We start from the raw sequence: 14,420 nt of genomic DNA, 5'->3' as shown, positions 1-14,420 counted from the left end.
GGGAGGAAGATTGTGCGTGTCAGCCGTCCAGCGCCGGACTAGGAAAGGTGGCGGTCGACATGGCTGAACACCCGCACGCACAGCTCGTCCGCAAGGGATACGAGGCCTTCATACAAGGGGACATGGACACCCTGCGCGGGCTGCTCTCCTCGGACTGCACACACCACGTGCCCGGCAGTCACCAGCTGTCCGGTGATTACAAGGGCCAGGACGCCGTCATCGAGATGTACGGCCGGCTCGCCGCGGAGACCGGCGGCACCATGCGGGTCGAGCTGCGCAACATCCTCGTCGACGGCCGCGGCCACGCCGTCGCCGTCCACCGTTTCAGCGCCGACCGGGGCGGCAAGCACCTCGACGAGAACGGCGCCATCGTCTTCCGTATCGTCGGAGACAAGGTCACCGACCTCGACGAATGCATCGAGAACATGGACAAGGCCAACGAATTCTGGGCGTGAAGCCCGGCATGCCGAAGGCCCCGGTGCCGGTCCTGGGGAGGACGGGCGCCGGGGCCTTCGGTTCAAGACGGTGAGCTCGCACCCGCGTGGCGAACGCAGTCGCGTGCAAGCTCGGGGTGCCGGTCGGGAGCGGATGAGAGAGGGCCCGCTCTGGGTCCTTCCGGCGATTCGGACCCTGAAGGATCCGGTCAGATCAAGAGATAAGGATCAGCCCTTGAGGGAAGCGACCTTCGAAGCAAGCGCCGACTTCTTGTTGGCGGCCTGGTTCTTGTGGATGACGCCCTTCGCGACGGCCTTGTCGAGCTGACGCGCGGCAGCGCGCTGGTACTCGGTGGCCTTCTCGGTGTCACCCGCGGCAGCGGCCTCACGGGCCTTGCGGATCGCGGTCTTCAGGGAGGACTTGACGGCCTTGTTGCGCAGCCGAGCCTTCTCGTTGGTCTTGATCCGCTTGATCTGGGACTTGATGTTCGCCACGAATGAGCCTCTACAGGTTCTGGCACGGGGCCGCACGCGAGCCGCACGGAATCCGCACCGGGTGATTTTCTTGGGGTGTGCCTCGCGCTGAGAGGGCATGAGACACAGCCACCCAGACTACCAGCGGCCCAGCATCCGGCCCAAACCGGTCTCCGGTCGCCACCCGTGGGACCATGGAGCCTACGTATAGACCCGATCGTTCCGACCCGAGACCGCAGACGGCTGCGGACACCTCAAGAATCAGGACCCTGCGTGCCCGCGATCCCTAGCCATGTGCCCGAACCGAGCCGAACCGACCCGGCTCTGATCCGCAATTTCTGCATCATCGCGCACATCGACCACGGCAAGTCCACGCTCGCCGACCGGATGCTCCAGCTGACCGGTGTGGTCGAGCAACGGCAGATGCGCGCTCAGTACCTCGACCGCATGGACATCGAGCGCGAGCGCGGTATCACCATCAAGTCCCAGGCCGTGCGTCTGCCCTGGGCGCCCACCACGGACCCGGGCAACACGCACATCCTCAACATGATCGACACCCCTGGGCACGTCGACTTCACCTACGAGGTCTCGCGGTCGCTCGCCGCCTGCGAGGGCACCGTCCTCCTCGTCGACGCCGCCCAGGGCATCGAGGCCCAGACCCTCGCCAACCTCTACCTGGCGATGGAGAACGACCTCAAGATCATCCCCGTACTGAACAAGATCGACCTGCCGGCCGCCCAGCCGGAGAAGTTCTCCGAGGAGCTCGCCAACCTCATCGGCTGCGACCCCGAGGACGTGCTCAAGGTCTCCGCCAAGACCGGTGTCGGCGTCGACGCGCTGCTCGACCGGGTTGTCCGCGAGGTCCCGGCGCCGGTCGGTGTCAAGGACGCCCCCGCCCGCGCGATGATCTTCGACTCGGTCTACGACTCCTACCGCGGTGTCGTGACCTACGTCCGTGTCATCGACGGCCAGCTCAGCAAGCGCGAGCGCATCAAGATGATGTCGACCGGCGCCACCCACGAGCTGCTGGAGATCGGCACCAACTCGCCGGAGATGCTCGGCGCCGACGGACTCGGCGTCGGCGAGGTGGGCTATCTGATCACCGGTGTGAAGGACGTCCGCCAGTCCAAGGTCGGTGACACCGTCACCAGCCAGAGCAAGGGCGCCACCGAGGCCCTCGGCGGCTACAAGGACCCGAAGCCGATGGTCTTCTCCGGTTTGTATCCGCTGGACGGCTCCGACTACCCCGAGCTGCGCGAGGCCCTCGACAAGCTCCAGCTCAACGACGCCGCCCTGGTCTACGAGCCGGAGACCTCCGCCGCCCTCGGCTTCGGTTTCCGCGTCGGCTTCCTCGGCCTGCTCCACCTCGACGTGATCCGGGAGCGGCTCGAGCGCGAATTCGGGCTCGATCTCATCGCCACCGCGCCGAACGTGGTCTACCGGGTGGTGATGGAGGACGGCACCGAGCACATCGTCACCAACCCGAGCGAGTTCCCCGAGGGCAAGATCAACGAGGTGTACGAGCCCGTCGTACGCGCCACGATCCTCGCCCCGACCGAGTTCATCGGCTCGATCATGGAGCTGTGCCAGACCCGGCGCGGCACCCTCCTCGGCATGGACTACCTCTCCGAGGACCGCGTCGAGATCCGCTACACCCTGCCGCTCGCGGAGATCGTCTTCGACTTCTTCGACCAGCTGAAGTCGAAGACGCGTGGGTACGCCTCGCTCGACTACGAGCCCACCGGTGAGCAGACCTCCAGCCTGGTCAAGGTCGACATCCTGCTGCACGGCGACAAGGTGGACGCCTTCTCGGCGATCACCCACAAGGACGCGGCGTACGCGTACGGCGTGCGGCTCGTCGCCAAGCTGCGTGAGCTCATCCCGCGGCAGGCCTTCGAGGTGCCCATCCAGGCCGCCATCGGCTCCCGGGTCATCGCCCGCGAGACCATCCGCGCCATCCGCAAGGACGTCCTCGCCAAGTGCTACGGCGGTGACATCTCCCGTAAGCGGAAGCTGCTGGAGAAGCAGAAGGAGGGCAAGAAGCGGATGAAGATGGTGGGTTCCGTGGAAGTTCCGCAGGAGGCCTTCATCGCCGTACTGAGCAGTGATGACAGCGCGGGGTCGGGCAAGGGCAAGAAGTAACCGCCGGTTACATCAGCTCACCCCGGCAAAACGGGCACTCAGGGGTCCGTCGTACGAAAGTGCGGCGGGCTCCTGCGCAGTTAAGGGGTAGGTCTCTGTACGAAGTGACAGGGCGCAGACTCTTACGCCCTGGCCGGTCGCGCTTTACTCTGATCCCTGCTCGATAGTTACTCGCGAGTTAAACAACGGCGCGCGAGTGGAACCAGCCGCACCCTGAGCCAGCCGCATCGTCGCGGGCCCCGGAGGATGTCGTGAGCGACACACAGACTTTGATCGAGAACCGTCCGCCGAGCGTGGCGGCCCTCTTCCTGGAGCGCGTGGCGGCCACGCCGGACGCCGAGGCGTACCGCTATCCCGTGCCGAATGCGGCCGGGGAGGGCCCGGACGACTGGAAGTCGCTGAACTGGGCCCAGGCCGCCGAGCGGGTCTACGCGATCGCCGCAGGCCTCATCGAACTGGGAGTGCAGCCCGAGCAGCGGGTCGCGCTCGCCTCCTCGACCCGGATCGAGTGGATCCTCGCCGACCTCGGCATCATGTGCGCCGGCGCCGCCACGACCACGGTCTATCCGCAGACCAACGCCGAGGAGTCGGCGTTCATCCTGTCCGACTCCGACAGCCGGGTGCTGATCGCCGAGGACGCGGCCCAGCTCGCCAAGGCGGTCGAGAAGCGCGCCGAGCTGCCCGACCTCACCCATGTCGTGGTGATCGACCCGGCCGGCGTCGAGACCGCCGACTGGATCCTCACCCTGGACGAGCTGGAGAAGCGCGGCGCCGCCCGGCTCGAGAAGGACCCCGAACTGATCAAGGAGCGGGTCGGCGCGATCACCAAGGATCAGCTCGCCACCCTCATCTACACCTCCGGCACCACCGGGCGCCCCAAGGGCGTGCGCCTCCCGCACGACAACTGGTCGTACATGGCCAAGGCCATCGCCGCGACGGGGCTCGTCGGCCAGGACGATGTGCAGTACCTGTGGCTGCCGCTCGCGCACGTCTTCGGCAAGGTGCTCACCTCCGGCCAGATCGAGGTCGGCCATGTCACCGCGGTCGACGGCCGCGTCGACAAGATCATCGAGAATCTGCCGGTCGTGCAGCCGACGTACATGGCGGCCGTGCCGCGCATCTTCGAGAAGGTCTACAACGGGGTCGTCGCCAAGGCCCGCGCGGGCGGCGGCGCCAAGTACAAGATCTTCCAGTGGGCGGCCGAGGTGGCCCGCGAGTACGCCAAGGTCAGCCAGGACAACTTCCGGCGCACCGGCACCGCGTCGGTCCCCTTCGGGCTCGGCGCGAAGCACAAGGTCGCCGACGCGCTCGTCTACTCCAAGCTGCGGGAGGCCTTCGGCGGACGGCTGCGGGCCTGTGTCTCCGGCTCGGTCGCGCTGGCCCCGGAGATCGGCTACTTCTTCGCCGGCGCCGGCATCCACATCCTCGAGGGCTACGGCCTGACCGAGTCCTCCGCCGCCTCCTTCGTCAACCCGGGCGAGGCGTACCGCACCGGCACGGTCGGCAAGCCGCTGCCCGGCTGCGAGGTCCGGATCGCCGACGACGGCGAGATCCTGCTGCGCGGGCCCGGGATCATGGAGGGCTACCACGGGCTGCCCGAGAAGACCGCCGAGGTGCTGGAGGCGGACGGCTGGTTCCACACCGGCGACATCGGCGAGCTGTCGCCCGACGGCTATCTGCGGATCACCGACCGCAAGAAGGACCTGTTCAAGACCTCCGGCGGCAAGTACATCGCGCCGACCGAGATCGAGGGCTCCTTCAAGTCGGTCTGCCCCTACGTCTCCAACATCCTGGTGCACGGTGCCGACAAGAACTTCTGTACGGCGCTCATCGCGCTGGACGAGGTCGCTCTCCTCGGCTGGGCCAAGGAGAACGGCATGGAGGGCAAGTCGTACGCGGAGATCGTGGCCGCGCCGGAGACCATTGCCATGGTCGAGGGCTATGTGAAGCAGCTCAACGAGGGGCTTCAGCGGTGGCAGACCATCAAGAAGTTCCGGCTGCTGCCCCGGGATCTCGATGTGGAGCACGGTGAGATCACGCCGAGCCTGAAGCTGAAGCGGCCGGTGGTGGAGCGGGAGTACCAGCATCTGCTCGACGAGATGTACGCCGGTACGCGCGAGGCGTAGTCACGGCTCGTTCTTGTTCATCTGCTCTCGGAGTTCCTGGACCTCCGCCCGGAGCGCCTCCAGTTGGAGTTGCTTCTGGTGCAGGTCCAGGAACACCCTGACCTTTGCCCTGAGGATCCATGGGTCGAAGGGCTTGGTCAGGTAGTCCGCGGCGCCTGTCGCATAGCCGCGGAACGTGTAGCCCGCGTCGTCCTCCGCTCCGGTCAGGAAGATGATCGGGACGTCCTTCGTCTGGTCCAGGCGTTTGATGTTCGCCGCCGTTTCGAAGCCGTCCATGCCCGGCATACGGACGTCCAGCAGGACCAGGGCGAAGCGGCGGCGCAGCAGGGCCTTCATGGCCTCCTCGCCGGAACGGGCGCGTACCAGGGGCTCGTTGAGGGAACCCAGGACCGCCTCCAGCGCGATCAGGTTGTCCTCCATGTCGTCGACCAGGAGGATGCCGGCACGCTCGTCGTGCATGTGGTCGGCGTTCATGGCGTGGTCTCGTCGGCTCCCTCCGGGTCCAGCAGACCGCACACGACGGTGAGCAGTCGGTCGACGTCCACCGGTTTCGGTACGTAGTCGTTGGCGCCGCGCGCGATGGACTTCTCCCGGTCCCCGGGCATCGCCTTGGCGGTCAGCGCGATGATGGGCAGGCCCACCCAGCGACGGGTGCGGCGGATGGCGGCGATGGTCTCGTAGCCGTCCATCTCCGGCATCATGATGTCCATCAGGATGAGTTCGACGTCCGGGTTGCGCTCCAGCGTCTCGATGCCCTCACGGCCGTTCTCCGCGTAGAGCACCGGCATCCCGACCCGGCCGAGCACATGCGTCAGCGCGAACACATTGCGGATGTCGTCGTCCACGATCAACACCCGCCGCCCGGACAGGATCTGCCCCGCCCGCCCCGACTGCCACTCCTCCAGCCTGGTCGGCGCGGGCCAGGCGTCGTCGGCCTCCGGCACGGTGGACACCTGCTCCGGCACGAGTACGGCGCTCCGGTCGTCGGTCACCGGGTGGCCGGGGCTGACGACAGGGACGTACAGGGTGAAGGTGGAGCCCTTGCCCGGCTCGCTCTCGGCGACGATACGGCCGCCCAGCAGGCCCGCGATCTCCCGGCTGATGGACAGACCGAGCCCGGTGCCGCCGTACTTGCGGTTGGTGGTGCCGTCGGCCTGCTGGAACGCCTCGAAGATCACCGGGAGTTTCTCCGGCGCGATACCGATGCCGGTGTCGGACACCTCGAAGGCGATCACCTCGCCGCTCTCCCGGACGCCCACGAGTTCGGGCTCCGTGACCCGGCCGACCCGTAGCTCGACCCGGCCCGACGCGGTGAACTTGATGGCGTTGGAGAGCAGATTGCGCAGGATCTGCTGGAGGCGCTGCTCGTCCGAGTACATCTCGCGCGGGACGTCCTCGCCGACCGACACCTCGAAGGCGAGCCCCCGGTCGTGGGTGAGCGGGCGGAACGTGGCGTGGACGTAGTCCAGGAGCTTGATCAGCGGCAGGCGCTTGGGGCGTACGTCCATCCGGCCCGCCTCGATCTTCGACAGGTCGAGGATGTCGTTGATCAGTTGGAGCAGGTCCGAGCCCGACCTGTGGATCGTCGTCGCGAACTGGACCTCCTGGTCGGAGAGATGGCCGTCCGGGTTGTCCGAGAGGAGACGGGCGAGGATCAGCAGGGAGTTCAGCGGGGTGCGCAGCTCGTGCGACATGTTCGCCAGGAACTCCGACTTGTACTGCGAGGAAGTGGCCAGCAGGGCGGCCTTCTCCTCCAGTTCGGCGTTGGAGCGCTGCAACTCCGCCTGCTGTTTCTGGAGTTCGTCCGAGCGCTCCTGGAGCTGCATGGCCAGGCGCTGGGACTCGCCGAGCAGGGACTCGGTGCGGGAGTTGGCGATGATGGTGTTGATGGCGACGCCGATGGTGTTCACGAACTGGTCGAAGAAGGCCAGGTGGACATCGGAGAAGCGGGAGAAGGACGCCAGCTCGATCACCCCGAGGAGCTTGTCCTCGAAAAGGATCGGGATGATGACGATGGTGGTGGGGGCCGCTTCCCCGAGGCCGCTGTTGATCTTGATGTAGTCGACCGGGGCCCCCTCGACGAGGATGCGCTTCTTCTCCCGGGCCGCCTGCCGGACCAGGCCGTGCACGGGCAGTCCGCCGGTCTCCACGGTCGCGCCCTGGGCGGCGCCGTAGCCGGCGATGAACGCCAGGCCCTTCGCGGGCTCGGTGGTGCGCAGCGCGCTGTCCTCGTCCGGGTCGGCCAGGTAGAACGCGCCGTACTGGGCGTTCACCAGCGGGGTCAGCTCACGCAGGATGAGGTCGGCGACCTCCATCAGGTCCCGGTGGCCCTGCATCAGGGCGGCGAGCCGGGCGAGGTTGGATTCCAGCCAGTCCTTGGCGCGGGTCGTCTCGCGCAGGTTGGCCACCATCAGGTTGATGTTGTCCTTGAGCTCGGCCACCTCGCCCTGTGTCTCCACGGTGATCGAACGGGACATGTCGCCCTGTGCCACGGCCGAGGCCACCTCGGCGATGGCGCGGACCTGGGTGGTGAGGTTCAGGGCGAGCTCGTTCACATTGGTCGTCAGACGCTTCCAGGTGCCGTACACGCCCTCGACCCGTGCCTGGCCGCCGAGTTGGCCCTCGGAGCCGACCTCGCGGGCCACGCGGGTGACCTCGGAGGAGAAGGAGGAGAGCGTGTCGACCATGGTGTTGATGGTGGTCTTGAGCTCCAGGATCTCGCCGCGCGCGTCCACGTCGATCTTCTTCGACAGATCGCCCTGGGCGACGGCGGTGGCGACCTGGGCGATATTGCGGACCTGTGAAGTGAGGTTGTCGGCCATGTAGTTGACGTTGTCCGTCAGATCCCGCCAGACGCCGGAGACCCCGAGCACCTGGGCCCGTCCGCCCAGCCGGCCGTCGGTGCCGACCTCGCGGGCGACCCTGGTCACCTCGTCGGCGAAGGCGCGCAGTTGCTCCACCATCGTGTTGACGGTGTCCTTGAGTTCGAGGATCTCGCCGCGGGCGTCGACGGTGATCTTCTTGGAGAGGTCGCCGTTGGCCACCGCCGTAGTCACCTGGGCGATGTTGCGGACCTGCGAAGTCAGGTTCAGGGCCATGAAGTTGACGTTGTCGGTGAGGTCTTTCCAGACGCCGCTCACGCCTCGTACCTGAGCCTGACCACCGAGGTTTCCTTCGGTGCCGACCTCGCGGGCGACGCGCGTCACTTCGTCGGCGAAGGCGGAAAGCTGGTCGACCATCGTGTTGATGGTGGACTTCAGCTCCAGGATCTCGCCCTTCGCTTCCACGGTGATCTTCTTGCCGAGGTCGCCCTGGGCCACGGCGGTGGAGACGAGGGCGATGTTCCGCACCTGTGAGGTGAGGTTGTCGGCCATGAAGTTGACGTTGTCGGTGAGGTCCTTCCAGACGCCCGACACACCTCGCACCTGGGCCCGGCCGCCGAGGTTTCCTTCGGTGCCGACCTCGCGGGCGACGCGGGTGACTTCGTCGGCGAAGGCGGAGAGCTGGTCGACCATCGTGTTGATCGTCGACTTCAGCTCCAGGATCTCACCCTGGGCGTCGACGGTGATCTTCTGACTCAGATCTCCATTGGCGACGGCGGTCGTCACCTGGGCGATATTGCGGACCTGCGAAGTCAGGTTCGAGGCCATGAAGTTGACGTTGTCCGTGAGGTCCTTCCAGACCCCGGAGACGCCCCGCACCTGGGCCCGGCCGCCCAACTGGCCCTCGGTGCCGACTTCGCGGGCGACGCGCGTCACTTCGTCGGCGAAGGCGGAGAGCTGGTCGACCATCGTGTTGACGGTCAGCTTGAGTTCGAGCAGCTCGCCGGTCGCCTCGACGGTGACCGTACGGGTCAGGTCGCCGCGTGCCACCGCCGTCGTCACCAGGGCGATGTCCCGCACCTGTGCCGTCAGCCGGGACGCCATGGTGTTGACGGCCTCGGTGACATCTCGCCAACTTCCCGACAGACCCTGTACCTTGGCCCGGCCGCCGAGCCGTCCCTCGGTGCCGACCTCGCGGGCCACCCGGGTCACCTCGCCGGTGAACAGGGAGAGCTGGTCGACCATCTTGTTCACGGCCCGGCCAAGACGCCGCAGATCGCCGCGTAACTGCCGGGAGCCGTCGTGCAGATCGACCCGCTGGGTCAGATCGCCGCCCGCCACCGCGTCCAGGACCCGCGTCGCGTTGGCCGCCGGGGCCACGATGGCGTCGAGCAGCTGGTTCACGTCATTGACCCGGGCCGTCCACGCGCCCTGGCCCGGGCTCGCCGCCAGCCGCTCGTCCAGCCGGCCGTGCCGTACGAGCTCTCTCCTGACCCGCTGCACCTCGGAGTTGAAGTGCAGACTGCGGTTCATGATCTGGTTGTAGGCCGCGACGAGTTCGGCCACCACACCTGTGCCCGGATCGGACACCTCGCGGAAGTCGCCGTCCCGGGCAGCTGCCATCGCGGCGAGCAGAGGACGCAGATCCGATGCCCGAATCTGACCGTCTTCGAGCACGCGTGTACCACTGTTCTCACTCATGGCGGCCCACTTCGGTAACTCGGTGCTTATGGGCGTGGCCAGTCTGTCACTCTGTCCGCGTCGACCGAGGCTATTCGTCCGAACCGCTCGGGGAGCTGTCCATGAGGGCCATTCCGGCGCAACGGGAGACCGTTTCCCGTGCCTCTGATGTGCCTGCGCACGAGAGCGTGCGCCCGCGCGCGTGGACCTGCGCGACCCTGCCCGGAAGCCCCCTCGCGCCGGGCTCCGCCCGCGCACTCGTGCACGCCGGCCTCACCGAGTGGGCCGAACTCGGCCTGCCCGGCACCGAGCACCGCACCGCGCGCCTCGCCGACGACACCGCGCTGGTCGTCAGCGAACTGGTCACCAACGCCGTAGTGCACGCGGGCACCGACATAGAGCTGGTGTGCCGGATGGAGGAGGAGACCGGCGCGATCGTCGTCGAGGTCTCCGACCGCCATCCCTCGCGCGCCCCGCGCGACGGCACCCCCGAACCGGCGGACGGCACACCGGAGTACGGGCGCGGACTGAGCCTGGTCGGACGGCTCGCGGAGTCCTGGGGCGTGACCTACCGCACCGGCGTGAAGACGGTGTGGGCACGTCTTGCCGCCGAGGAGCACCAGGAGGAGGCCGGGACTCCGCGCCCCTTCTCGATACCGGGCCCGGGACCGCGGCGGCCCGAGCGCGACCGGGACTGGTTGGGCCGGGGCGCCCTGTCGTTCCTCGCCGAGGCCTCCGATCTGCTCGCCGGGCAGCTCGACGAGGACCTGGTCGCCGCGCTCACCGGGCAGCTGCTCGTGCCCCGGCTCGCCGACTGGTGCGCGGTGTGGCTCGAGGACGAGCTCACCGGGCGCGGCTGGGCGCCGCACGGCACCGCGGGCGCCGGGCCCCGTCTTGCCCGGGTCTGGCACGGCAGCGAGAACCGCATCGAGGACCTGCGCGTGGCGCTGGAGAAGGAGCCGCCCCGCCCGCCGGACGACCTGCTCTCCGGGCCCGTGCCGCACCCCTGGCCCGGGGAGGCGCTGGAGCCGGAGGGCACGGCATTGGCGTACCGGCTGATCGCGGGCGGCCGACCGCTGGGCACGCTCGTCATCGGGCGGGCCGGTCCCGCGGGCTTCCCCGACGAGGTCACCGGGCTCGTGGAGGACCTGGGCCGCCGGGTGGCGCTCGCCATCGGCGCGGCCCGGCAGTACGCCCGTCAGGCCACCATCAGCGCGGTCCTCCAGCGCGGACTGCTGCCCGGCGCCGTCGCCGAGATCCCGGGGGTGCGCAGCGCCCTCGTCTACGAGCCCTGCGACCAGGGCGGGCCGAGCGGCGACTTCTACGACGTGTTCCCGGCCGCCGACGGCCGCTGGTGCTTCGCCGTCGGTGACGTCCAGGGCAAGGGCCCGGAGGCGGCGGTGGTGATCGGCCTGGCCCGCCCCTGGCTACGGCTGCTGGCCCGGGAGGGCTACCGAGTGGCCGACGTCCTCGACCGCCTCAACCAGCTCCTCCTCGACGACGCCACGGAGGCGGCGGACGCCAATGCCCGCGCCCTGGTCGGCCCGGCGCCCCCGGGAGAGGGCCCCCAGACCCGCTTCCTCTCCCTGTTGTACGGCGAGCTGGCTCCCTTCGACGGCGGCGTCCTGTGCACCCTCGCCTCCGCCGGACACCCGTTGCCGCTGCTGTTGGGCCCCGACGGGGACGTCCGTACGGCAGCGCAGCCGCAGACTCTGCTCGGGGTCATCGAGGACGCCACGTACACCAGCGAGACCCTGGAGCTGCGGCCCGGGGACAGCCTGCTGTGCGTGACGGACGGAGTGACGGAGCGGCGCTGCGGCTCACGCCAGTTCGACGACGGGGACGGGCTCGCGACCGCGCTCGCCGGGTGCGCGGGGCTCAGCGCGCAGTCGATCGCGGAGCGGATCCGGCGGCTCGTGCACGACTTCGGGGGGCGGCCGCCGGAGGACGATCTGGCGCTGCTGGTGCTCCAGGCCGAGTAAAGGGTCGGGATGCTCGGGGTGCCGAGCAAGGGTTCGGTGTGCTGGACAATGGAAGGCATGCCTTCCGCACTCCCCGACGGCGAGCCGGTCCCCGACGACGGCACGCTGCCCGCCACCGCGCTCACCGGCGCGGCCGACCGCCCGCTCGGCTTCTACCTGCACGTCCCGTACTGCGCGACCCGCTGCGGGTACTGCGACTTCAACACCTACACCGCGACCGAGCTGCGCGGCACGGGTGGCGTGCTTGCCTCCCGCGACAACTACGCGGACACCCTGATCGACGAGATCCGCCTGGCGCGGAAGGTACTGGGCGACGACCCGCGCGCGGTGCGGACGGTCTTCGTGGGCGGCGGTACGCCGACGCTGCTGGCGGCGGATGATCTCGTACGGATGCTGGGGGCGATCCGGGACGAGTTCGGGCTCGCGTCCGACGCCGAGATCACGACGGAGGCGAACCCGGAGTCGGTGGACCCGGCGTACCTCTCCCGGCTGAGGGAGGGCGGCTTCAACCGGATCTCCTTCGGCATGCAGAGCGCGAAGCAGCATGTGCTGAAGGTGCTGGACCGGACGCATACGCCCGGCCGCCCCGAGGCATGTGTGGCGGAGGCACATGCGGCGGGCTTCGACCATGTGAACCTGGACCTGATCTACGGCACGCCCGGGGAGTCGGACGACGACTGGCGGGCGTCGCTGGAATCGGCGATCGGCGCCGGTCCTGACCATGTCTCGGCGTACGCGCTGATCGTCGAGGAGGGCACGCAGCTCGCCCGACGGATCCGCCGGGGCGAGGTCCCGATGACCGACGACGACGTCCACGCCGACCGCTATCTGATGGCGGAATCCGTGCTGTCCTCGGCGGGCTTCGACTGGTACGAGGTCTCGAACTGGGCGACCTCGGAAGCGGGCCGGTGCCTGCACAACGAGCTGTACTGGCGGGGCGCGGACTGGTGGGGGGCCGGTCCTGGGGCGCACTCGCATGTAGGCGGGGTGCGCTGGTGGAACGTGAAGCATCCGGGAGCGTATGCGGGGGCGCTGGCGGCAGGGCGGTCGCCGGGGGCGGGGCGCGAGCTGCTGTCGGAGGAGGACCGGCGGGTGGAGCGGATCCTGCTGGAGCTGCGGCTTCGGGAGGGGGTGCCGCTGGGGTTGCTGAGGCCGGAGGGGCTCAAGGCCGCACGCCGGGCGCTGGCGGATGAGTTGCTGCACAAGGGGCCGTACGAGGAGGGTCGGGCCGTGCTGACGTTGCGGGGACGGCTACTGGCGGATGCGGTGGTGCGGGACCTGGTGGATTGATCACTCGGGCGAGTGAATCGCCCCGGAACTCAGGTTCGGTCTCTAACCTGGTTCGTAGGCTGCCGCCATAAGGACGCGGCGGATGGGAGGCCATGGAGATGACCGCTGTGGACGAGCGTGGAATGGCCAATTACCTCGACAAGTTCGAGCCTCCCGAGGGCGTCAAGGCTGAGCTCCTCAGGGGGGTAATCGTGATGATGGCCAGCCCAGATCTGGTGCACAACCTGATCGTGTTGCACACACAGGCGCAAATTCCCCTGGACCGCTGGTATCCCATCCAGACACAGGACGTCGACATCGTCGGCGAGGAGAGCGTGCCCATCCCGGATCTGGTCGTCGCGGCGCCGGACATGCTGCCCGCCTCGGGGCATCTACTGCCGTCCCAGCTGGTCAGCATGGTCGTCGAGGTCGTCTCCAAGTCCAGTGTTCATCAGGACTACGTGGTCAAGAGGTCGATCTACGCGGCGGGCAAGGTGCCTGTGTATCTCATTCTCGATCCGATCATGGCGCAGTGTGTCCTGCTGACGAGGCCTGAGGGTGAGGGTGAGGACGCCAACTATCTGACGCAGCAGATCACCAAGTTCGGTGATCCGGTGTCGGTGGAGGTTCTGGGGGTCGAACTGGGCACGAGCGAGTTCGGCACATTCCCCGACGTCAGGCCCCACCGCTATCCGTGACGAAGTCGATCAGTTCCTCCACCCTTCCCAGCAGCTCCGGCTCCAGGTCCTTGTAAGACCCCACGCGCCCCAGAATCGCCTGCCACACCGCCCCCGTGTTCTCCGACGGCCACCCCAGCGCCCGGCACACCCCCGTTTTCCAGTCCTGCCCGTGCGGCACCCGAGGCCAGCCCGCGATGCCCAGGGACGACGGCTTCACGGCCTCCCAGATGTCGATGTACGGGTGGCCGACGACCAAGGCGTGTTCGCTGGTGACCGACTCCGCGATCCGCCACTCCTTCGTGCCGGGGAGCAGGTGGTCCACCAGGACTCCCAGCCTCGCGTCCGGGCCCGGTGCGAATTCCTCGACGATCCTCGGCAGGTCGTCCACGCCCTCCAGGTACTCCACCACCACACCCTCGATGCGCAGGTCGTCGCCCCAGACCTTCTCCACCAGTTCCGCGTCGTGGCGGCCCTCGACGTAGATGCGCCCGGCGCGGGCGACGCGCGCGCGGGCGCCGGGGACGGCGACTGAACCGGACGCGGTACGGGTGGGACGTACCGGAGTCGATGACGACGGTCTCACCAGCGTCACCACCCTGCCCTCCAGCAGGAAGCCCCTCGGCTCCAGTGGGAACACCCGGTGCTTGCCGAAGCGGTCCTCCAGCGTCACCGTTCCCGCCTCGCAGCGGATCACCGCGCCGCAGAAGCCGGTGCCGGGCTCCTCCACCACCAGGCCGGGCTCCGCCTCGACCTCGGGGACCGGCTTGGGCTTCTTCCAGGGCGGGGTCAGGTCCGGAGAGTACTGGCGCAT

Annotated in this window: 10 protein-coding genes; 6 read left to right on the top strand and 4 right to left on the bottom strand. The window is 68.5% G+C overall.

Features of this window, described 5'->3' with window-relative positions; all coding sequences use genetic code 11:
* Window positions 1-59 precede the first annotated feature (59 nt).
* On the top strand, window positions 60-455 hold the full coding sequence (locus tag OHT76_RS14980) for a nuclear transport factor 2 family protein (protein ID WP_328871322.1): 396 nt from the start codon (window positions 60-62) through the stop codon (window positions 453-455).
* Between the two features lie 207 nt (window positions 456-662).
* Here the strand turns inward: OHT76_RS14980 and rpsT are convergent, their stop codons facing one another.
* Window positions 663-929, bottom strand: coding sequence for a 30S ribosomal protein S20 (gene rpsT, locus OHT76_RS14975; protein WP_093909403.1), 267 nt, complete (start codon window positions 927-929; stop codon window positions 663-665).
* A 252-nt stretch (window positions 930-1,181) separates the two neighbouring features.
* Between rpsT and lepA the strand changes: the two genes are divergently transcribed.
* Complete coding sequence (gene lepA / locus OHT76_RS14970; protein ID WP_328871321.1) at window positions 1,182-3,050, top strand: translation elongation factor 4; 1,869 nt, start codon at window positions 1,182-1,184, stop codon at window positions 3,048-3,050.
* A 251-nt stretch (window positions 3,051-3,301) separates the two neighbouring features.
* The gene (locus OHT76_RS14965) at window positions 3,302-5,176 is read left to right on the top strand and encodes an AMP-dependent synthetase/ligase (RefSeq protein ID WP_328871320.1); all 1,875 of its coding nucleotides are present in this window, start codon (window positions 3,302-3,304) and stop codon (window positions 5,174-5,176) included.
* On the opposite strand, the gene OHT76_RS14960 is transcribed toward OHT76_RS14965, so the two are convergent.
* Entirely contained in the window at window positions 5,177-5,650 is a 474-nt protein-coding gene (locus tag OHT76_RS14960) for a response regulator (RefSeq protein ID WP_328871319.1), read from the bottom strand. It lies immediately after the preceding gene.
* On the bottom strand, window positions 5,647-9,621 hold the full coding sequence (locus OHT76_RS14955; protein WP_328871318.1) for a HAMP domain-containing protein: 3,975 nt from the start codon (window positions 9,619-9,621) through the stop codon (window positions 5,647-5,649). Before OHT76_RS14955 ends, OHT76_RS14960 begins: the two co-directional genes overlap by 4 nt.
* Window positions 9,622-9,800: 179 nt before the next feature.
* Between OHT76_RS14955 and OHT76_RS14950 the strand changes: the two genes are divergently transcribed.
* From OHT76_RS14950 to OHT76_RS14940, 3 genes are all read left to right on the top strand, one after another.
* Window positions 9,801-11,660 (top strand): SpoIIE family protein phosphatase, encoded by a 1,860-nt coding sequence (locus tag OHT76_RS14950; protein WP_328871317.1) that lies wholly within the window; start codon window positions 9,801-9,803, stop codon window positions 11,658-11,660.
* Between the two features lie 57 nt (window positions 11,661-11,717).
* Window positions 11,718-12,950 (top strand): radical SAM family heme chaperone HemW, encoded by a 1,233-nt coding sequence (hemW, locus tag OHT76_RS14945; RefSeq protein ID WP_328871316.1) that lies wholly within the window; start codon window positions 11,718-11,720, stop codon window positions 12,948-12,950.
* Window positions 12,951-13,048: 98 nt separating this feature from the next.
* Complete coding sequence (locus OHT76_RS14940) at window positions 13,049-13,627, top strand: Uma2 family endonuclease (protein ID WP_328871315.1); 579 nt, start codon at window positions 13,049-13,051, stop codon at window positions 13,625-13,627.
* Here OHT76_RS14940 and OHT76_RS14935 read toward each other — a convergent pair.
* Window positions 13,605-14,420 carry a DUF3097 domain-containing protein gene (locus tag OHT76_RS14935; protein WP_328871314.1) on the bottom strand — a complete coding sequence of 272 codons (816 nt, stop codon included), beginning with the start codon at window positions 14,418-14,420 and terminating at the stop codon, window positions 13,605-13,607. The two genes, OHT76_RS14940 and OHT76_RS14935, sit on opposite strands and share 23 nt — an antisense overlap.

The sequence above is a fragment of the Streptomyces sp. NBC_00287 genome, from assembly GCF_036173105.1.
Taxonomy (GTDB): domain Bacteria; phylum Actinomycetota; class Actinomycetes; order Streptomycetales; family Streptomycetaceae; genus Streptomyces.
Note: the sequence above shows the minus strand (reverse complement) of the source record. Positions and strands in the feature narration are given on the sequence as shown.

Bases quoted from the DNA above. Each gene is read 5' to 3' on its own strand.
- OHT76_RS14980 (WP_328871322.1), top strand. From the start codon at position 60: ATGGCTGAACACCCGCACGCACAGCTCGTCCGCAAGGGATACGAGGCC.
- OHT76_RS14960 (WP_328871319.1), bottom strand. From the start codon at position 5,650: ATGAACGCCGACCACATGCACGACGAGCGTGCCGGCATCCTCCTGGTC.
- OHT76_RS14955 (WP_328871318.1), bottom strand. From the start codon at position 9,621: ATGGCAGCTGCCCGGGACGGCGACTTCCGCGAGGTGTCCGATCCGGGC.
- OHT76_RS14950 (WP_328871317.1), top strand. From the start codon at position 9,801: ATGAGGGCCATTCCGGCGCAACGGGAGACCGTTTCCCGTGCCTCTGAT.
- hemW (WP_328871316.1), top strand. From the start codon at position 11,718: ATGCCTTCCGCACTCCCCGACGGCGAGCCGGTCCCCGACGACGGCACG.
- OHT76_RS14940 (WP_328871315.1), top strand. From the start codon at position 13,049: ATGACCGCTGTGGACGAGCGTGGAATGGCCAATTACCTCGACAAGTTC.
- OHT76_RS14935 (WP_328871314.1), bottom strand. From the start codon at position 14,420: ATGCGCCAGTACTCTCCGGACCTGACCCCGCCCTGGAAGAAGCCCAAG.